This window comes from Ruegeria sp. CJ3 (assembly GCF_056536725.1).
The window spans coordinates 247,151-265,375 of record NZ_JBQFQE010000001.1 but is presented as its reverse complement, the minus strand read 5'-3'; the positions used below and the strand labels follow the sequence as shown (position 1 = coordinate 265,375).

Annotated in this window: 16 protein-coding genes; 8 read left to right on the top strand and 8 right to left on the bottom strand. The window is 61.5% G+C overall.

Annotated features, from left to right (window positions below; genetic code table 11):
• Positions 1-65 precede the first annotated feature (65 nt).
• The 4 genes from ilvN to ACR0J1_RS01300 all read left to right on the top strand — a co-directional run bounded on the left by ilvN (position 66) and on the right by ACR0J1_RS01300 (position 3,107).
• Positions 66-626 carry an acetolactate synthase small subunit gene (gene ilvN / locus ACR0J1_RS01315; protein WP_480730020.1) on the top strand — a complete coding sequence of 187 codons (561 nt, stop codon included), beginning with the start codon at positions 66-68 and terminating at the stop codon, positions 624-626.
• Between the two features lie 288 nt (positions 627-914).
• Positions 915-1,637, top strand: coding sequence for a helix-turn-helix domain-containing protein (locus ACR0J1_RS01310; protein ID WP_480730021.1), 723 nt, complete (start codon positions 915-917; stop codon positions 1,635-1,637).
• 94 nt (positions 1,638-1,731) lie between these two features.
• Positions 1,732-2,889, top strand: a complete 1,158-nt coding sequence (locus ACR0J1_RS01305; RefSeq protein WP_480730023.1) for an aromatic ring-hydroxylating oxygenase subunit alpha — start codon at positions 1,732-1,734, stop codon at positions 2,887-2,889.
• Positions 2,886-3,107, top strand: coding sequence for a hypothetical protein (locus ACR0J1_RS01300; RefSeq protein WP_480730025.1), 222 nt, complete (start codon positions 2,886-2,888; stop codon positions 3,105-3,107). The genes ACR0J1_RS01305 and ACR0J1_RS01300 overlap by 4 nt, the downstream gene beginning before the upstream one ends.
• Here ACR0J1_RS01300 and ACR0J1_RS01295 read toward each other — a convergent pair whose 3' ends face one another.
• The 3 genes from ACR0J1_RS01295 to prfB form a co-directional block, all read right to left on the bottom strand.
• On the bottom strand, positions 3,108-3,905 hold the full coding sequence (locus tag ACR0J1_RS01295; RefSeq protein ID WP_480730027.1) for a DUF2189 domain-containing protein: 798 nt from the start codon (positions 3,903-3,905) through the stop codon (positions 3,108-3,110).
• Between the two features lie 29 nt (positions 3,906-3,934).
• Entirely contained in the window at positions 3,935-5,332 is a 1,398-nt protein-coding gene (locus tag ACR0J1_RS01290; RefSeq protein WP_480730028.1) for an amidase, read from the bottom strand.
• A 189-nt stretch (positions 5,333-5,521) separates the two neighbouring features.
• Entirely contained in the window at positions 5,522-6,646 is a 1,125-nt protein-coding gene (prfB, locus tag ACR0J1_RS01285; RefSeq protein ID WP_480730030.1) for a peptide chain release factor 2, read from the bottom strand.
• 89 nt (positions 6,647-6,735) lie between these two features.
• Between prfB and ACR0J1_RS01280 the strand changes: the two genes are divergently transcribed.
• Positions 6,736-7,554 carry an aminoglycoside phosphotransferase family protein gene (locus ACR0J1_RS01280; RefSeq protein ID WP_480730031.1) on the top strand — a complete coding sequence of 273 codons (819 nt, stop codon included), beginning with the start codon at positions 6,736-6,738 and terminating at the stop codon, positions 7,552-7,554.
• Here the strand turns inward: ACR0J1_RS01280 and ACR0J1_RS01275 are convergent.
• The 3 genes from ACR0J1_RS01275 to ACR0J1_RS01265 all read right to left on the bottom strand — a co-directional run bounded on the left by ACR0J1_RS01275 (position 7,548) and on the right by ACR0J1_RS01265 (position 12,583).
• Entirely contained in the window at positions 7,548-10,037 is a 2,490-nt protein-coding gene (locus tag ACR0J1_RS01275; protein WP_480730032.1) for a penicillin-binding protein 1A, read from the bottom strand. The genes ACR0J1_RS01280 and ACR0J1_RS01275 overlap by 7 nt on opposite strands.
• A gap of 95 nt (positions 10,038-10,132) precedes the next feature.
• The gene (locus ACR0J1_RS01270) at positions 10,133-11,353 is read right to left on the bottom strand and encodes an N-acetylmuramoyl-L-alanine amidase (protein WP_480730034.1); all 1,221 of its coding nucleotides are present in this window, start codon (positions 11,351-11,353) and stop codon (positions 10,133-10,135) included.
• Positions 11,354-11,419: 66 nt separating this feature from the next.
• Entirely contained in the window at positions 11,420-12,583 is a 1,164-nt protein-coding gene (locus ACR0J1_RS01265) for a pyridoxal phosphate-dependent aminotransferase (protein WP_480730035.1), read from the bottom strand.
• Between ACR0J1_RS01265 and ACR0J1_RS01260 the strand changes: the two genes are divergently transcribed.
• The 3 genes from ACR0J1_RS01260 (at position 12,582) to ACR0J1_RS01250 (ending at position 15,559) form a co-directional block, all read left to right on the top strand.
• Positions 12,582-13,964: a M48 family metalloprotease gene (locus ACR0J1_RS01260; protein ID WP_480730037.1), complete on the top strand. Its 1,383-nt coding sequence runs from the start codon at positions 12,582-12,584 to the stop codon at positions 13,962-13,964. The two genes, ACR0J1_RS01265 and ACR0J1_RS01260, sit on opposite strands and share 2 nt — an antisense overlap.
• On the top strand, positions 13,961-14,719 hold the full coding sequence (locus ACR0J1_RS01255) for a DsbA family protein (protein WP_480730039.1): 759 nt from the start codon (positions 13,961-13,963) through the stop codon (positions 14,717-14,719). The genes ACR0J1_RS01260 and ACR0J1_RS01255 overlap by 4 nt, the downstream gene beginning before the upstream one ends.
• Before the next feature lie 378 nt (positions 14,720-15,097).
• Positions 15,098-15,559: an N-acetyltransferase family protein gene (locus ACR0J1_RS01250; protein WP_480734628.1), complete on the top strand. Its 462-nt coding sequence runs from the start codon at positions 15,098-15,100 to the stop codon at positions 15,557-15,559.
• Between the two features lie 130 nt (positions 15,560-15,689).
• Here ACR0J1_RS01250 and ispG read toward each other — a convergent pair whose 3' ends face one another.
• Together ispG and ACR0J1_RS01240 are read right to left on the bottom strand one after the other, a co-directional pair.
• On the bottom strand, positions 15,690-16,811 hold the full coding sequence (ispG, locus tag ACR0J1_RS01245; RefSeq protein ID WP_480730042.1) for a flavodoxin-dependent (E)-4-hydroxy-3-methylbut-2-enyl-diphosphate synthase: 1,122 nt from the start codon (positions 16,809-16,811) through the stop codon (positions 15,690-15,692).
• A gap of 70 nt (positions 16,812-16,881) precedes the next feature.
• Positions 16,882-18,096: a helix-turn-helix domain-containing protein gene (locus ACR0J1_RS01240; RefSeq protein WP_480730044.1), complete on the bottom strand. Its 1,215-nt coding sequence runs from the start codon at positions 18,094-18,096 to the stop codon at positions 16,882-16,884.
• Positions 18,097-18,225: the final 129 nt, after the last annotated feature.

Below are 18,225 nucleotides of genomic sequence, written 5' to 3'. Positions count from 1 at the left end.
AAATTCGACGAATTTTGTCAGCGTTCGATGCGCCCGGCAACTTATCTATGATGAAAGGGACATGCATGTCTGCCCTACAAATCCAAAAAGGCTCCTCCCGCCATTCCGCTTACAACCTGCGCCCGACCTTTTCCGACGTGCAGGAGCAGCACACAATTGCCGTTCTGGTCGAAAATGAACCCGGCGTGCTGGCCCGCGTGATCGGGCTGTTCTCGGGGCGCGGCTATAACATCGACAGCCTGACCGTGGCCGAGGTGGACCACACCGGGCATCTCAGTCGGATCACCATCGTCACGACCGGCACGCCGCAAGTGATCGAGCAGATCAAGGCCCAGCTTGGGCGTATCGTCTCGGTGCGGGACGTGCATGACCTGACGGTCGAGGGCTCGTCGGTCGAGCGTGAGCTGGCGATCATGAAAGTGGTCGGCGAAGGCGATAAACGGGTCGAGGCACTGCGTCTGGCCGATATCTTCCGTGCCAATGTGGTCGACAGCACCTTGAACTCGTTCATATTCGAGATCACCGGCGTGCCCGACAAGATCGACGCCTTTGCCGATCTGATGCGCCCGCTGGGGCTCGCCGAAGTCGCCCGAACGGGCGTCGCCGCTCTGCTGCGGGGCGACTGATCAGGACTCGCAACCGCTCTGGCACCTTGCAGTCAGAGCGGGCGAGCATCTCAATCCCGCCATCGCGCACCTCTCTTGAGCGATATCCGCGCAATACCCTGAAAAAGATCACGCAAATTGGCGTAAAGCCTATTGATTTTGCCACCGGGCACGTTAGCGTCTGAACCGTAGCGGAGCCGATCACGGTCTCTGCTAGGGTCATCATTACGATTTCTGCCTGACGTTCGGCCTTTTTTGGGGCCGCTGCGACTATGTTTCCCTGCAATACCACTCACGACCGGGACAAACATGGCCGACACCTTTCGCAGCCCCGCCGAATTGCGCAGCATGTTCGGCGCGAACCTGCGGCAACTAGCGCGTCGCTACCCATCCGTCGCGGCGCTTTGCCGGCAGTTGGGGATTAACCGCACCCAGTTCAATCGCTACCTGTCGGGCGAGAGCTTTCCGCGACCGGATGTTCTGGACCGTATTTGCCGCTTCTTTGGGGTCGACGCACGCATTCTGCTGAAACCGCTGGACGAAATTGCCACGGCTCAGGACCACCCGGCGTCTGAGACCATTGATCGTTTTCTGGCAGCCAGGACCGAGACACCGATCGAACCCGGCTTCTATCACGCCGAGGAAACCGGCACAGGCCTGCACCGGCTGTTCTTCGTGCGGCAAATCCGACACTGTACCCTGCTGCGCGCTTATGAGCCGCGACCTCTGATGCAGGAAACCCCCGCCCCCAGGCGCGAGATTCAGGGGTTTGTCTCGCATACCAACGGGCAGATTTGCGCCCTTATGTCCCGGCGGGGCGGGCTTGATTGCCGGATGATGATGGCAACCCCGACGCCCGACTCCCCCGAACCACACTGGTCCGGTTATATGATCAGCCTGCCGCGCACCGCAGGTGCCGGCGCGGATGTGCAAAAGCTTGAACTGAGATATCTGGGTCGTGACCTGTCCGCAGCCTTGCGGCTGGCCCGCGCAATGCCCCATCCGCCAGACCATATACTGGCGCAGATGTGACCAAAGTGTCGCTGTGAGAAAAGCCGAAGTCGCGGAATTGAAAGTCAGCCCCACCTTGCCGTGTCTAGGCTGGTTCCCGACACAGGAGGACCACATGGCCAGCATCCCGACCAATCTGTCAACCGTCCGCCAGCCCATCGAGACCGCTCTGGGCCTGCCCAACGCGCACTATACCGACCCTGCCCATCACGCCGAAGAGGCCAGCGCCCTGATGCTGGATGGCTGGGCTGGCCTTGCCGCAACGGCAGACGTTCCCGAACCCGGTGACGCGGTGCCGCTGCAGTTTATGGGCATCCCCCTACTTCTGCTGCGGGACCGGTCGGGACAGGTGCGCGTGTTTCAGAACATCTGCCGCCATCGCGGCATGATCCTGGTGGAAGAACCACGCAAGATCGAAGGTGCCATCCGCTGCCCCTATCACAGCTGGTGCTATTCGACCGAGGGCCAACTGGTTGCAACGCCGCATGTGGGCGGCCCGGGCCAGAACGCGCATGAGCGTGTGAACCGGTCCGAGCTTGGCCTGATCGAGGTTCGCAGCCATATCTGGCGCGAGTTGGTCTGGATCAACGTCTCGGGCACCGCCCCTTCATTTGAAGAGGCCAACGCTGCACTGATCGAGCGCTGGGCCGAGTTCGAGAAGCCGCTTTTTCACGGCGGTGCCGGCAGCAGCTTCCGCCTTGATGTCAACTGCAACTGGAAACTGGCGGTCGAGAATTACTGCGAAAGCTATCACCTGCCCTGGGTGCACCCGGGCCTCAACAGCTATTCCCGGCTGGAAGATCACTATCACATCCAGGAGCCCGGCCTGTTCTCGGGTCAGGGGACACTGGTCTATCGGCAGCTGACGGCAGAGGATGGCACCGTCTTCCCCGACTTCGCGGGGCTCAGCGCAAAATGGGACACCGCCGCCGAATACATCGCGGCCTTTCCCAACGTGCTGCTCGGCGTCCACCGCGATCATGCCTTCGCCATCATCCTGCGCCCTGAGGCGCTGGACCAGACCTCGGAACATATCCACCTGTTTTATGCGGTGGCCGACACCGATGACGATCTGCGCGCGCGCAACACCGCCCAATGGAAAGAGATCTTTGAAGAGGACGTCTTTGTCGTCGAAGGGATGCAGCGCGGTCGCGCGGCCCCGGGTTTTGACGGCGGGCGATTTTCTCCGGCCATGGACGGGCCAACCCACCTGTTCCACGATTGGGTGGCAAGCCGCTTGCAGGCCCATCGCGCCCGACCGGCGGCGGAATGAACGATCTGGACGCGCGGCTCAGACAGGCACATCTGGCCGCGGACACCGCCGCGCTGGCCGATCTGTATCAACAGGCGGCGGATGCGACGCGGGATGAAGATGCCGCCGCATTCTTCCTGACCCACGCCTATATCCATGCGCTCGAGGCGAACCTGCCCGCCGCCGCCCCTCTGCGCCAGCGCCTGATCGACATGGGGCGCGAGGTTCGGCAGCCCTGACTATGCGGATGGCTGCTGGGCCACGTCGGCCACGCTGTCTCCGGTGATCAGCCGGTAGAGGTGCCAACTGCCATGACCCAGCAGGGGCAACGTCACAAACAGCCCCAAAAACCACGGGATCAGCGCCACAAAGGTCACAACCGCGATAAAAGCCCCCCACCCCAGCATCACCGCCTTGTTCGCATTCACGTAAGCAAAGCTCGAGATCATCGCCGTCACGAAATCCAGTTCGCGGTCCAGCAGCATCGGAATGGACAGAACCGTGATCATATAGAGCAGCACCGCAAAGACCGCGCCGACAACCGTCCCCACGGCCAGCATCGTCAACCCGTTTAGGGTCAGGAACACCTCGAACGAAGACGAGATATTGGTCATCGTCGTCAAACCCAGAAACAGGGCAAAGATCATATGGCCGAGGAAAAACCAGAACAGGAACATAACCACGATGATGGCGCAGATCGACGGCAACTGCCGGCGGCTCTGCTGGATCACAACGCCGAAGATCGCGCCGAAATCCAGCGGCTCCTGCTGTTCCAGACGGTGCGACACCTCATAGAGACCAACGGCGGCAAAAGGTCCAATCAGCGGAAAGCCGATGGCAGCCAGCACCAGCCAGAACGAGGTTCCCGTCTGCAACGTAACCCAAGCCATGATCCAGCCCCCCAGCACGTAAAAGCCCGCAAACAGCAGCCCAAACAGCGGCGCACGGCGGAAATCATGCCAAGCCCGCCGCAGGGCCTCTTTCAGCATCGCCGTATCGGCAGGCTTCAGCGTTGGCACACCAAAGGGTTTGTCCATTCTCTGTCTCTCCTCCCCAGGCCCCTGCTCTAAAGGGCCGGTCTTTTCTGCGGCCACTCTGTTTCCGCGTGATAGGCCGCACCAATCGCCAGCAACCGCCCGTCTGATCCCCGCGGGCCAAACAGTTGCAGTCCCATTGGCAAACCGTCGGGCCCAAATCCCGCAGGTGCCGCCAGACAGGGCAGGCCAAGCAGGCTGACCGGTGTCGTCACCTGCATCCAGCGGTGATAGCTGTCCATCGCCTGCCCCGCGATCTCTGTCGGGTAAGGCAGTTCGATCCCAAAGGGCCAGACCTGCGCTGCTGGCAGGATCAGCGCGTCATAAGCCTCAAACACCTCGGCCGCCCCCCGGAACCAGTCCGACCGGATGACGCTGGCCCGATGCACCTCCATCGCACTCAGCGCCAGCCCCCGGTCCAACTCCCACTGGGCGCTGTCCTTCAACGCGGCCTTCTGAGCTGCCAGCGGCTCAAGCCCCGCCGCCACACTCCAGGATCGCAGGGTGGTCCAACTGTCCCAGATCAGATCGGCTGAAAAGGGCGGCGCAACAGGTTCGACCTGCGCCCCAAGCCCCTCGAAAACCTTCAGCGCGCTCTCGCAGAGCTCACCAATCCCCTCTGCATATGGAAACGCCCCGCCCCAATCGCCCAGCCACCCGATCCGCATCCCCGAAAGGTCAACAGGCCGGACCGGAGCGACATCGGCAACCGGCCCGCTCAAAGGCATCCTCGGATCAGGCCCTGACATCACATCCAGCAATATCCCTAGGTCTGCCGGGCTGCGCGCCATGGGCCCCAGGGTCGAAAGCTGATGCAGGAAACTGTCCCCGGCAGGTTCGGACGGGACCCGCCCCCAACTGGGCCTGAAACCGTAGACATTGTTCCAGGCGGCCGGGTTGCGCAGGCTTCCCATCATGTCCGACCCGTCGGCCAGCGCCAGCATTCCCGTCGCCAGCGCCACCGCCGCCCCGCCTGACGACCCCCCACCGGACCGGGACAGATCATAGGGATTGCACGTCGCGCCATAGACGGGGTTGAACGTATGCGACCCCAGCCCGAATTCCGGCGTGTTGGTCTTGCCGATGATGATCGCACCCGCCGCGCGCAAACGCGCCGCAATCAGGTCATCGGACCCAGGAACATGATCCTTGAATAAGGGCGAACCCTGCGTCGAACGAACCCCGGCCACATTCACCAGGTCCTTGACCGCAACAGGCAGACCATGCAGGGCACCACGGCGCGACCCCGCATCCATAGTCCGCGCCTCGGCCATCAACTCATCCTCGCCCCGCAAGGCCACAATCGCATTCACTCGACCATTGACCGCACCGATCCGATCCAGGGTCGCCCGCATCAACGCCTCAGCCGACAGGCGCCCATCAGCCAGCCCGCTCAGCAGGTCTTCGGCAGAGAATTCATTCAAATTCATCAAGGTTCCAAACAGATACGCCACCACCTCTTGCAGCCCAGCCTAGCCAAGCCGCGACAGCAATTAAACCCACTGTTTGAATGTATCTTTTTCCGCACCTGCCCGCGCCACGGGATCCCGCTTCATCTGGCTAAAAATATCCCGGGGGAGGCGCGGCCCGCCGCGACGGGGGCAGAGCCCCCAGCGACCTCAGTCGCCCTGCGCCTCGGACCGGGATTTCCCCGCGACGTCCAGCGCAAGTGTCGCCGCCATGAACCCATCCAGATCCCCGTCCAACACGCCTTTGGTGTCCGAGGTTTCATGATTGGTCCGCAAATCCTTTACCATCTGGTAAGGCTGCAACACGTAAGACCGAATCTGGTTGCCCCAGCCCGCATCGCCCTTCGCCTCATGCGCCGCGTTGATATCGGCGTTCCGGCGGTCCAGTTCTTGCTGATACAGGCGCGATTTCAGTGCCTTCATGGCGATATCCCGGTTCTGGTGCTGCGATTTCTCGGAACTCGTCACCACGATGCCGGTGGGAATGTGCGTGATCCGCACCGCCGAGTCCGTCGTGTTCACGTGCTGCCCCCCGGCCCCCGAGGACCGGTAGGTATCAATACGAATATCCGACGGGTTCACCTCGATCTCGATATTGTCGTCCACCACCGGATAGACCCAAACCGAGCTGAACGAGGTATGCCGCTTGGCCGCCGAGTCATAGGGCGAGATGCGCACCAGCCGGTGCACACCACTTTCCGACTTCAACCAACCATAGGCGTTGTGCCCGGAAATCTTGTAAGCGGCAGATTTGATCCCCGCCTCTTCCCCCGCCGTCTCGGATTGCAGCTCGACCGTGTAGCCCTTCTTCTCAGCCCAACGCACATACATCCGCGCCAACATCGAAGCCCAATCGCAGCTCTCGGTCCCACCCGCGCCCGAGTTGATCTCGAGAAAGGTGTCATTGCCATCCGCTTCACCATCCAACAGCGCCTCAAGCTCTTTCTTGGCGGCCTTCGCTCCAAGCGCTTTGATGGCCGCCTCGGCATCCTCAACGACTTCTTCGTCCTCTTCCATCTCGCCCAGTTCGATCAGCTCGATATTGTCGCTCAGATCGGTTTTGATGGTCTCATAGGTCTCGATGGCGTCGACCAGCATCTGCCGTTCGCGCATCAGTTTCTGCGCGTTCTCAGGATTATCCCACAGGTTCGGATCCTCGACCCGCGCGTTGAATTCCTCCAACCGGTGCGGCGCGGTCTCATAGTCCATGCGCTGCGCCAGCAGCTCCAGCGACTTTTCGATTTCCGCCACGATGTTCTGGGTTTCGGCGCGCATGGTCTTGTCCCAACTTGCTCAATCAGGCCTGCGTGATAGCAAGAGGTGCGGGCCACCACAAGACAGGCGGGATCGGAATGCAAAGCGCGGTGGAAAAGATAGCAGATGAATGGGGCCTGAGCCTTCTGGAACAGGTCGCCGATACTGGTCACGCGCGGGCCTGGAAGGTGCAAACAGCTGATGGATACGCAGCCCTGAAGCTTTATCGCCGGGGGGATCGAGGGAATGAGGCTGCGGGGACGAAGCTGCTCGGCCTCTGGCAGGATCGCGGCGCGGTTCGGGTTCTGGCTGAAACCGAAAACGCGGTGCTGATGGACTGGCTTGAAGGGCCATCCTTGGGCGATCTGGCACGAGGAGGTCAGCCCGATGCGGCTGTGGCAACTCTGGCTGAAACCGCGTATCGCCTGCACCACGCGCCGGTTGTGCAGGCATCAGGCCTGAGGCCGCTACGGCAGGTTTTCGACCCGATTTTCGCGATCCGCTTCTCACCAGACTGCGCCCCGCAATTCCAGCATGACATGAGCCAAGCGATCTCCCTGGCACGCACTTTGCTAGACAGTCAGCCCATCGCCGTCCCGCTGCACGGCGACCTGCACCCCGATAACGTCATCCAAACCGCCGAAGGCCCTCGGGTCATCGATGCCAAAGGGTATCTGGGCGATCCCGCGTTTGAGCTTGCCAACGCTCTGCGCCATCCCAAGGGCATGGCCGCGCTGGTCCAGCAACGTCGCCAGATTGAACACTGCCTGATGCTCTATGCCAATGCGATGAGCGTAGACGTTAACCGGCTGGCCCAATGGGCTGCCGCAAAATGCGCGTTGTCGATCTTCTGGCGCGCCGAGGCCCTGATCGAAACCGACCGTGAGGCCGATCTGCTTCACCTTTTCCTAAAGATCGCAGATCAGTAAAGCCCGCCGCCCTGCAGGTCACCCTGACTTGCGTTGGGACCAACCGTGATCGTGTTCCCGGTCGAGGTCGTCACCTGACGACCGCCTCGGGTCACCTCTTCGAACAGCGGCAGTTCTGATCCCACGGCAAAGCCACCATCATAAACCCGGTCGATAAAGCCATCGACGCCATCCCGGAAATACTCGGCCACGACATATTCGCCCGAGGCATCCTCGGGCAGACGCGCACCGCTGAACCGGTCGATCTTGATGAAATGCCCACCCGGAGGCACTTCGAACGGGCCACCACCGTATTTCTCGACGGCCTTCTCCATGAAACTCTGGAAGACCGGGCCGCACATCGTGCCGCCATAAGCCCCCCGCCCCATCGGGCGTGGACGGTCGTAACCGATATAGCAGCCCGCCACGATGTTCGACGTGAAGCCGATGAACCACGCATCCTTGGATTCGTTGGTCGTACCGGTCTTGCCCGCCGTCGGCACCGGCAGCCTGACATGGGCCGAGGCTGTACCGCGATCCACCACCCCTTTCATCATCGAGGTCAGCTGATACGCCGTAATCGCATCCATCACCTGACTGCGATCGGTGATGATCTGTGGCGCCTCATCCGGCTCCAGCCAGCTTGAGTTGCAATCCAGACATTGCCGGTCATCGTGGCGATAGATCGTCTTGCCGTACCGGTCCTGAATTCGGTCAACCAGCGTCGGCTCAACCCGTTCACCCCCGTTGGCAAACATCGCGTAGGCCGCGACCATCTTATACAGCGTCGTCTCCTCGGACCCCAGTGAGTTGGCAAGGAATGCCCCCATCCGGTCATAGACACCAAAGCGTTCCGCATAGCCCGCAACAACGGGCATCGTGACCTCTTGCGCCAGACGGATGGTCATCAGGTTCCGCGACTGTTCAATCCCGGTACGCAGCGGCGTTGGCCCATAGAATTTGTTCGACGAGTTCTTGGGCCGCCACAGACCCTGTGGCGTGTTCACCTCGATCGGCGCGTCCACAACGATGGTAGCAGGGCTATAGCCGCTGTCCAAAGCTGCGGCATAAACGAAGGGCTTAAAGCTCGATCCCGGCTGGCGCTGCGCCTGCGTGGCGCGGTTGAACACGGTGTCCTGATACGAGAACCCGCCCTGCATCGCCAGAACCCGGCCCGAGTTCACATCCATCGCAACAAAACCACCCTGCACTTCGGGCACCTGGCGGGCGGACCATTGACCCTCTTCGCCTTCCATCACAAGGATCACGTCGCCGCGTTTGAAATTGGCGGCAAAGTCGCCCTGCATCCACTGGATATCTGAGCGCGGGATACTGCCGTCCGCCGGGCCGTCCTCAATCCCAACTGTCAGGGATTGATCGGCCACGTTCAAAACAACTGCCGGATACCATTGCGTCGGCAACACCACATCACGCGGGACTTCCATGATGGCCAGCGCCTCGCGCCATTGCGCCTCATCCGCCAGCTTTTCTTCGGGGATTACCTCTCCGGTGCCACGCCATTTCCCGCGTGACCGGTCGTATTTTTGCAACGCCGTACGCAGGGCCTTGGCGGCCTCGACCTGCATCTCTTCATCCACCGAGGCGCGCACGGTGAAGCCACCGGTAAAGAACTCACCCTCGCCGAAGTCTTCGCTCAGCTGGCGGCGGATTTCGTCGGTGAAGTAGTCGCGGGGCGGCAAAGCCGTGCGGAAGCTTTCAAAGTCACCATTCTGAACCGAGCGCAGCGGTGCATCGACCTCGGCTTCATAGGTCGCCTGATCGATATAGCCGTTCTGGTTCATCTCACGCAGCACGTAGTTGCGCCGCGCCAGAAGACGTTCTTTCTCGCGCACCGGATGGTAATCCGACGGGGCCTTGGGCATCGCAGCCAGCGTTGCGGCCTCATGCGGGGCCAATTCCTGCAACGTTTTGTTGAAATAGGTTTGGGCAGCAGCGGTCACGCCGTAAGAGTTCTGGCCCAAAAAGATCTCGTTCATATAAAGTTCGAGGATCTGTTCCTTGTCCAGCGTATCCTCAAGCCTTGTGGCGAGGATGATCTCTTTGATCTTGCGCTCGGCCCGGCGGTCACCGGACAGCAGGAAGTTCTTCATCACCTGCTGGGTAATGGTCGAAGCACCGCGCACATTTGCGCCCTTCGATTTCACCGCCTCAACCCCGGCGGCGACGATGCCACGCGGATCGTATCCCTGGTGGGTATAGAAATTCTTGTCTTCCGCCGAGATAAACGCCTGTTTCACCAGATCAGGAATTTCCTCGGACGGGGTGAACAGGCGGCGTTCCTGCGCGAATTCGTCGATCAGTTGACCTTCGCCCGAGTAAATCCGGCTGATCGTGGGTGGTTTGTACTGCGCCAGCGACTCATGGCTGGGCAGGTCTCGGCCATACATCCAGAACACCGCGCCGACGACCAGCGCGGCCATGAAGATACCCAAGGTCACGAGGCTGAAGATCGCCCCGAAAATCGAAAGAATAAACCGGATCACGTTACTGCCTTTTACTCGCGGTGCCGCCTATATAGGGACGCGCCTGCCCCGGGTCAAAACACGAAAGCCTACAATGGCCGTTTTGCGCCGCTGCGTTATTGCCCCACCAGCGCGCGTTTCACCAGATCATCCTGCCGCCAGCCCTCAAGCCCCTGCGCCAACCCTCGCGCCATCGCTGCCCGCCAATCGGGGTCTTGGATGTTCTTCAGATCACGCGGGCTGGACAGAAACCCAAGCTCGACCAGAACCGAGGGGATATCAGCAGCCTTGAGCACCGAGAATGAACCGGTGCGGATCGGGCGGCTGTTCATCGGCCCGCCCTGCTGCGCCATGCCGTCAGCCAGCGCCCGCGCCAGAGCGTTGGTGCGCGGTTGCGTTTCCTGCCGCGCCATGTCCAGCAGCACGTCAGCCACCTGATCGTCGGACCCGCTCAGATCAATCCCGGCGATCAGGTCGCCCCGGTCATGCCGCTCGGCCAGTTTCTGGCTGGCCACGTCCGAGGCCTCGTCGGCCAGCGTATAAACCGCAGCCCCATGCGCGCGCCCTTCGGACAGCGAATCCGCATGCAGCGAGATGAACACATCCGCCCCCGCCCGATGCGCCAGCGCGATGCGGCGTTCAAGGCTGACAAACTGGTCATCCACCCGGGTCATCACCACCTCATACCCGCCTGTGCGCAGCAGTATCTCGCGCAGCTCGCGTGCGAAGGTCAGCATCAGAGTCTTTTCGTCGGTGCCGGGAACCTCGGCCCCTGGATCAATGCCGCCGTGCCCGGGGTCCAGCATCACGCGCAGGGTCCGATTGTCGCGCGGCTTCGCGGCCTCGGGCGTGGCCGCCGGTTCGGGCAAATCCCAGCCGGGCTGGCGCGGCGCGCCCGCGCTGGCAGCGAAACTGTCGAAATCGGTGCCCATCAGATGCAGCGACAGATGCGCGGCCCCGGTGGCCTCATCCACGCGCAGATCGGCGGTTTCGATTGCCAAGGGCGCGCCCAGTTCCAGCACCAGCCGCGACCAGCCGGGCACATAAGCCCCAAACTGCACGCCACTGATCCGGTTGGTTTGCAAAAAGCGCTGACGGTCCAGTCCCGTCCAGTCGACCTCCTGAAAATCCAGAACCATGCGATAGGGATCGCGCAGGGTGAAGACGCGATAGGGCACGCCCTGGCTGAGACCAAGATCGACCCGCACGCCCGACCGGCCCGCATCGGTGATCCGGCTTTGATCCGGCAACACCCGCGCAAGCGCGCTGAAGTCATGCGCGAACGCAGCGCCGGTCAGCGCCCAGATCAGGGCGAGTGCATAGAAAATCCTGCTCATGGCCTCAAGTTTTCCCGAGATCGTTTGGCCGGTACTCTACCCGACCAACGCCGTTTTGTGAACGCCCTAGACCGGCGCGGCAATCGCCCCGCGCTCGACCATGAAATGCTGCAGGCGGGCCAGGCCTTCTTCGATATCCGCCGTCGCGCGCGCATAAGAAAACCGCAGCGTCGTGTGCCCCCGCACGGGATCGAAATCCAGCCCCGGGGTGACCGCAACACCGGCCTTGTCCAGAATCTCGGCAGCAAAGGCGCGGCTGTCGTCGGTCAGGCCCGAGACATCGGCATAGACATAAAACGCCCCATCGGGCGGCGCGATATTGGTGAACCCGGCCTTGGGCAACCCGTCCAGCATCAGCGCGCGGTTGCGGCGATAGACGTCCAGATTGGCCTGCAGTTCCGTGTCGCAATCCATCGCGGCCAGCGCGGCCACCTGACTGGCATGGGGCGCGCAGATGAACATATTCTGTGCAATCCGCTCGACCACGCGCACCTGATCCTCGGGCACGACCATCCAGCCCACGCGCCAGCCTGTCATCGAGAAATACTTGGAGAACGAGTTGATCACATAACACTCATCCGTCAGTTCCAGCGCGGTGACGGCTTTGGCCTCATATTCCAGCCCATGATAAATCTCGTCGCTGATGAATGAGGCCCCCTGTCCGTGTGCCGCTTCGATCAGCGCGCCCATCGCGGCGTGATCCAGCATCGTGCCCGTCGGATTGGCGGGCGAGGCGACCATCAGGCCCTGCAGGTCCAGACCGGCAAAGTCGGCCGGCACCGGCTGCAAGCGGTTTTCCGGCGCGGTGGGCAGATCAACTGGTACCAGCCCCAGCGCCTTGAGGATCTGCCGATAAGACGGATAGCCCGGCGCGCCGATGCCAACACGGTCGCCACTGTCGAACAGAGCGGTGAAGGTCAGCAGGAATCCGCCCGACGAGCCGGGGGTGATCACCACACGCTCGGGGTTCAGATCAACATCGTACCACTCGCCATACAGCCGCGCGATGCGCTGGCGCAGCACGGGCAGGCCCAAAGCCACCGTATAGCCCAGTGGCCCCTGCTCCATGGCCTTCGCCAGCGCGGCGGTTGCGCCTTTGGGCGCGCCGGTTCCGGGCTGGCCGACTTCCATGTGGATGATGTGGCGACCGCCATCCTCGGCCTTGCGGGCGGCCTCCATCACGTCCATCACAATGAACGGGTCGACCCCGGACCGGGTTGAGTTTCTCATGCCCATCTCCCATGTTGCGGCCATGGCTTTTGAACGCGTATCCCGGCTGGCGTCAATCCCGGCCCTGATGCTGGCTGCGGCGATGTGGCTGGCGGCAAGCGCACAGGCCAGCGCCCAGAACCTGATCCGCGACCCCGATATCGAGCACGGCCTGCGCGAACTGGCCTTTCCGATCCTGCGCGCCGCCGGGCTGAACACCAACCGCGTGCGGATTCTGGTGGTCAATGACAGCACGTTCAACGCCTTCGTCATCGACTACAACACCATCTACGTGAACTATGGTCTGATCCTGTCGGTCGACACGCCCGAGATGCTGCAGGCCGTCATCGCACATGAGGCCGCCCATATCGCCAATGGCCACCTTGCCCGGCGGGCCGAGAACCTGCGTGCGGCCCAACGCAACGCCCAGTTCGGCACCGCATTAGCCCTGATCGTCGCCGCGGCGGGCGGAGGAGAAGCAGCCGCCGGCATCGCCGCTGGCACCTCGGGCTCGGCGCTGCGCAGCTTTCTGGGGCACACGCGTGCCGAAGAGGCCTCGGCTGATCGCAGCGCGGCCAGCTATCTGCGGTGGGCGGGTATCTCTCCGCGCGGGATGGTCAACCTGCACCGCAAATTCGCCGGTCAGGAATTGCTGAACCAGGCCAATCAGGACCCTTATATGCGCTCGCATCCCACCAGCCGCGAACGCCTGCGCGCCGCCGAACAGTTTCTGGATGAGTTCGACGACAAAGCCCAGCAGAACGCCAATGCCGATTATTGGTTCGCGCGGGTCAAGGGCAAACTGTCGGCCTGGCTGCGCGCGCCCGGCTGGACCCTGCGCCGCGCGGTCGAGGAAACCGACCCCGGCATCCGCCTCATGCGCGAGGCTTCGGCCCATCACCAGAACCGCGATCTGACCCGCGCCCGCGCCGCCATCGACAAGGCCCTTGAAATCCGCCCCGATGATCCATTCTTCTATGAATTGAAAGGCCAGATCCTGCTGGAAAACCGCCGACTGAAAGAAGCGGTTGCAGCTTACGGCACAGCTGTTGATATGGCCCCGAATGACTCGCTGATCCTGGCCGGGTACGGGCGGGCCCTGCTGGCGGACGGGCGAACAAAGGACGCCTTGCAAGCGCTTGAAAAAGCACGTGCAAGGGACTATCGAAATGCCCGGTTGATGCAGGACCTCGGCGCGGCATATGCGCGGGTTGGCAATAATGGGATGGCCTCGGCGGTCACAGCAGAACGATATGCCTTGCATGGTCGGCTGGATGATGCAGGTATCCACGCAAGGCGCGCCCTTGGGCAACTGCCCGAGGGGTCTCCGGGGTGGCAACGGGCGCAGGATGTGCTGATTGCCTCGGAGCAGGCGAAGAAAAAGAAAAGGAAACGGAAATGATCCTCAGACATACAGCACCCGCCCTTCTGGGGCTTTCCATGCTTGCCGCTCCGGCCCACGCGCTGGACCTGAACGCCATGAGCGACGCTGAGCGGGCCGAATTCGGTGCGCAGGTGCGTGAATACCTGCTGGAAAATCCCGAAGTGATCATCGAAGCGATCAACATTCTGGAAGAACGCAACGCCGTCGCCGAAGCTGCTGCTGATAAAGAGCTGGTCGCCGCCAACGCAGACGCGCTGTTCAACGACGGCTACAGCTGGGTGGGCGGCAACCCGGACGGAGACATCACACTGGTCGAGTTCATGGACTACCGCTGCGGCTATTGCCGCCGTGCGGTGTCCGAGGTTGCCAGCCTGCTGGCCGAGGATGGGAATATCCGGCTGGTGATCAAAGAACTGCCCATTCTGGGCGACGCTTCGGTTGTATCGTCGCGCTTCGCCATCGCGACAAAGCAGGTGGCTGGGGACGATGCCTATAAGCAAGTCCACGACGCGCTGCTGGAGTTCAGTGGCGAGCCTTCCGAGGTCACCCTGCGCCGGATCTCAGACGGTCTGGGTCTGGACAGCGACGCCATCGTTGCGGCGATGGACAGCGATGAGGTGACAGCGGAAATCGCCCAGACCCGCCAACTGGCGCAGCGGTTGCGGATTTCGGGCACACCGTCCTTTGTGCTGGGTTCTGAGATGCTGCGTGGCTTCCTGCCCGCCGATCAGATGCTGCAGATTGCGGATGGCGTGCGCGCGGAACAGGGGTGAGAACAAGGACGGCCGAGCCGCCCAAACACCCCAGCGCCGCATCTCGGTAAACACATAAAATCTTAGTGCAATGGCACCGCCGACGTCGGCTTCGAGCTCAATCCTGCTTCGTCTTGCTCGTAAGCTACTGCACTGGTACCCTGATTACACGCTTGGCACGGAAGCTAGGCGATGGAGATTTTATGTTTACGATTGCGGGAAACCGCTAAGTCCTGAACGGCAGGACGATCAAGCCAAGTAGAGTCTGTTCAAAGGTGGCAGGCTTTCCTTTTGCATGGCTCGTGAACATTCAAACTATCACCAACGATGCATGAGCTTTGCGCCTGTCACATCAAGCGTCTTTGCTTGTTTGACAGCACGAAGAAAGACGAAAGACCAATGAAAATACGACCAACAAAGCAAGCCGATATCGCAGCCTTACAGGAGGTGCTTAGCGGCACCGAGCTTTTCCCCAATGAAATGCTTCCTGACATGGTGGACGGATTCCTGTCCGACGGTGAAAGCTCTGATATTTGGCTGACATGCGAAGCAAACGGTAAGGCCGTGGGCTTTTGTTACGCAATCCCAGAGGAACTTGCCGAAGGTGCATGGAACATGCTCGCCATCGCAATTCTGCCAACCGAGCAGGGTAACGGTTTTGGCGGTGCCATCGCCAAGCATCTGGAGGTCGAACTCAAGAACCGTGGACAGCGCATCTTGATAGCTGACACTTCAGGCACCGACGAGTTCGAACAGACACGCGCGTTCTATCGCAAGAACGGCTACAGCGAGGAAGCTCGGATCAGGGATTTCTGGGCTGCGGGGGATGACAAAGTCGTCTTCTGGAAATCACTAAGCTAACCTTAAAAAGCTGGTGCTGGCCTGCCTTCGGGCAGGTCAGTCTCATTTGTTTGCTCGATTTGGCAACGGTAGCAAAGTCCGCCTAGCGACCCAAGTGAACTCACATCATCAAGTTTGTAGGATTGCGCCGCTACTCCGCTGCCTCAGCCGCCGCATCCAGCTCTGCTGCCTTCTTCTCGACCTCTTCCACGATGTGATCGATCATCTGATCGTTCGACATCTTGTGGCTGGCCTTGCCCGCCAGATAGACCATGCCGGACCCGGCCCCGCCGCCGGTGAAACCGACATCGGTCATCAGCGCCTCGCCCGGGCCGTTCACGACGCAGCCGATGATCGACAGGCTCATCGGCGTCTTGATGTGCTCCAGCCGATGTTCCAGCGCTTCGACGGTTTTGATCACGTCAAACCCCTGTCGCGCGCAGGAGGGGCATGAGATGATATTCACACCGCGATGGCGTAGGCCCAGAGACTTCAGGATCTCAAAACCCACCTTAACCTCTTCCACCGGATCGGCGGACAGGCTGACGCGGATCGTGTCGCCGATGCCCATCCACAGCAGGTTGCCCAGACCGATGGCGGATTTGATGGTGCCGCTGACCAGCCCCCCGGCCTCGGTAATACCCAGATGGATGGGCGCATCGGTGGCCTCGGCAATGCCTTGATAGGCGGCAGCCGACAAGAACACGTCGCTGGCCTTTACGCTGATCTTGAAGTTGTGAAAGTCGTTATCCTCAAGGATACGGATATGTTCCAGCCCGCTTTCCACCATCGCCTCGGGGCAGGGCTCGGCGTATTTCTCAAGCAGGTGTTTCTCCAACGACCCCGCATTCACCCCGATCCGGATCGAGCAATTGTGGTCCCGTGCGGCCGCGATCACCTCTTTGACCCGCTTTTCGTCACCGATATTGCCCGGGTTGATCCGTAGGCAGGCGGCCCCGGCCTCGGCAGCCTCGATCCCGCGGCGATAGTGGAAATGGATGTCGGCCACGATGGGCACCGGGCTTTCGCGCACGATCTCTCTCAACGCTTTGGAAGATGCTTCATCCGGGACTGAGACGCGCACAATATCTGCGCCTGCTTCCGCCGCAGCCTGCACCTGCGCCACGGTCGCGGCCACATCGGTGGTCAGGGTGTTTGTCATGGTCTGCACAGCAATAGGTGCGTCGCCCCCGACAGGCACGTTGCCAACCATGATCTGACGGGATTTGCGGCGATAGATGTCGCGCCACGGACGTACGGGATTGTGGGACATGGGGATCGGTCCGGATCAGCCTGAGTTGCGCCTTAGATAGTTCGCCAACCCGGCGGGAGCAATGCCAAGATCACTCGGCGGGCGCTTCTGCCGCCTCGGTCTGCAGTTCGGCGACCAGCTGCTTGAGTGCGCTGTTCTGATCGGCCTCAAGATCGGCTACGGTGAAATTCTCAGCCACTGCATCCTTTGACAAGACAACACCCTTGGTCACGGTACCGGGTGCACCAACCGGGCCAAAATGTTCGCCATTCATCGAGAAATAGACGGACCCCGAGGCCCCTGCCCGCAACTGCGGCGGCTCTTCGGTCAGCGGAACTTCAAACGTGCTGCCCTGCTCGACGGTACCCAAAGTACCTTCGAAGATGACGCTGCCATCGGCGGCGGTGACGCGCATCCATGACGGGTTCACGGCCACAATCTTCAGCGTCGTATCCAGTTGTTCGACCACCTGCGGCAGCGCCGGACGTTCGACTGTATGAACTTCGGTCACCTGAATCTGCGGCGGCTCGGGCGCGCGGAAGGTGCCAACCGTCCGGGGGTCAAGCGTCGAGATCGGCGCATCACGCGCCACCAACACCGGTACATCCAGCGCCTGAGGGCGATACAGACGGTCCAGCGCCTCAGAGCTTGGCGTATCGGCGCTGGCCAACTCGGTCTCTTCCGTCCGCGCTTGCGCCGCGTCCAGCGGATCGAGGTCGGTCAAAACGACAGGCGCCTGCTCAACCGGGCTGACCTGCACCTGCTGAATGCGGTTCAGGACGGACCAACCGCCATAGCCAATGCCGCCGATGACGGCCAACAGAACCAGCGTCGAACCAATGGCCCGCGGCTCAATCTGGCTGACAACAGATTCGCGGCCCGGAATATAAGGCGTATTGGGCGAGACAAAGGGATCGCGCCCCATCGGTCCGCGCGACGGCAGACCGCCCGGTGCTTTCTTGACCACAGACGCCTCGGCCGACATGCCATGGGCGACCTCAAAGCCGCTTTCCTTGCAGAAGGTCTGAAACGTCTCGTCTGGGTTCATGCCCAAGTAACGGGCGTAGGACCGAACATACCCTGCGATGAAGCCAGGCGTGTCAAAGGCATCCGGATCGGCATTTTCGATGGCAGCGATGTAGTTGGCCTTGATCCGCAGTTCCCGCTGCACGTCCAGAAGAGACTTGCCCATCGTCGCGCGTTCGCCACGCATGACATCGCCAAGCCGTACCTCATAGTCATCAAACCCCTTGGGTCTGACGTCCATGCCTTCTTCGGAATCGCGCTGTGATCTGCGCCCAATCATTCCTGCTGCCCCATCTTTGCCTGTCGCGTGTTACGCGTCAGCGGCGAATCGCCCCTATGACGATTCGTCCGCTACTTTTGTTAGCTTAAGCCTAACACGCAGCAAACTCGTTGCACACTTTGGTGTGAG

Excerpts from the sequence above, each read along its gene's own strand:
- ACR0J1_RS01290 (WP_480730028.1), bottom strand. The coding sequence starts at position 5,332 with ATGAATTTGAATGAATTCTCTGCCGAAGACCTGCTGAGCGGGCTGGCT.
- ACR0J1_RS01295 (WP_480730027.1), bottom strand. The coding sequence starts at position 3,905 with ATGGACAAACCCTTTGGTGTGCCAACGCTGAAGCCTGCCGATACGGCG.
- ACR0J1_RS01240 (WP_480730044.1), bottom strand. The coding sequence starts at position 18,096 with ATGATTGGGCGCAGATCACAGCGCGATTCCGAAGAAGGCATGGACGTC.
- ACR0J1_RS01265 (WP_480730035.1), bottom strand. The coding sequence starts at position 12,583 with ATGAGAAACTCAACCCGGTCCGGGGTCGACCCGTTCATTGTGATGGAC.
- ACR0J1_RS01305 (WP_480730023.1), top strand. The coding sequence starts at position 1,732 with ATGGCCAGCATCCCGACCAATCTGTCAACCGTCCGCCAGCCCATCGAG.
- prfB (WP_480730030.1), bottom strand. The coding sequence starts at position 6,646 with ATGCGCGCCGAAACCCAGAACATCGTGGCGGAAATCGAAAAGTCGCTG.
- ACR0J1_RS01250 (WP_480734628.1), top strand. The coding sequence starts at position 15,098 with ATGAAAATACGACCAACAAAGCAAGCCGATATCGCAGCCTTACAGGAG.
- ACR0J1_RS01300 (WP_480730025.1), top strand. The coding sequence starts at position 2,886 with ATGAACGATCTGGACGCGCGGCTCAGACAGGCACATCTGGCCGCGGAC.
- ilvN (WP_480730020.1), top strand. The coding sequence starts at position 66 with ATGTCTGCCCTACAAATCCAAAAAGGCTCCTCCCGCCATTCCGCTTAC.
- ACR0J1_RS01260 (WP_480730037.1), top strand. The coding sequence starts at position 12,582 with ATGCCCATCTCCCATGTTGCGGCCATGGCTTTTGAACGCGTATCCCGG.
- ACR0J1_RS01270 (WP_480730034.1), bottom strand. The coding sequence starts at position 11,353 with ATGAGCAGGATTTTCTATGCACTCGCCCTGATCTGGGCGCTGACCGGC.
- ACR0J1_RS01310 (WP_480730021.1), top strand. The coding sequence starts at position 915 with ATGGCCGACACCTTTCGCAGCCCCGCCGAATTGCGCAGCATGTTCGGC.
- ACR0J1_RS01255 (WP_480730039.1), top strand. The coding sequence starts at position 13,961 with ATGATCCTCAGACATACAGCACCCGCCCTTCTGGGGCTTTCCATGCTT.
- ispG (WP_480730042.1), bottom strand. The coding sequence starts at position 16,811 with ATGTCCCACAATCCCGTACGTCCGTGGCGCGACATCTATCGCCGCAAA.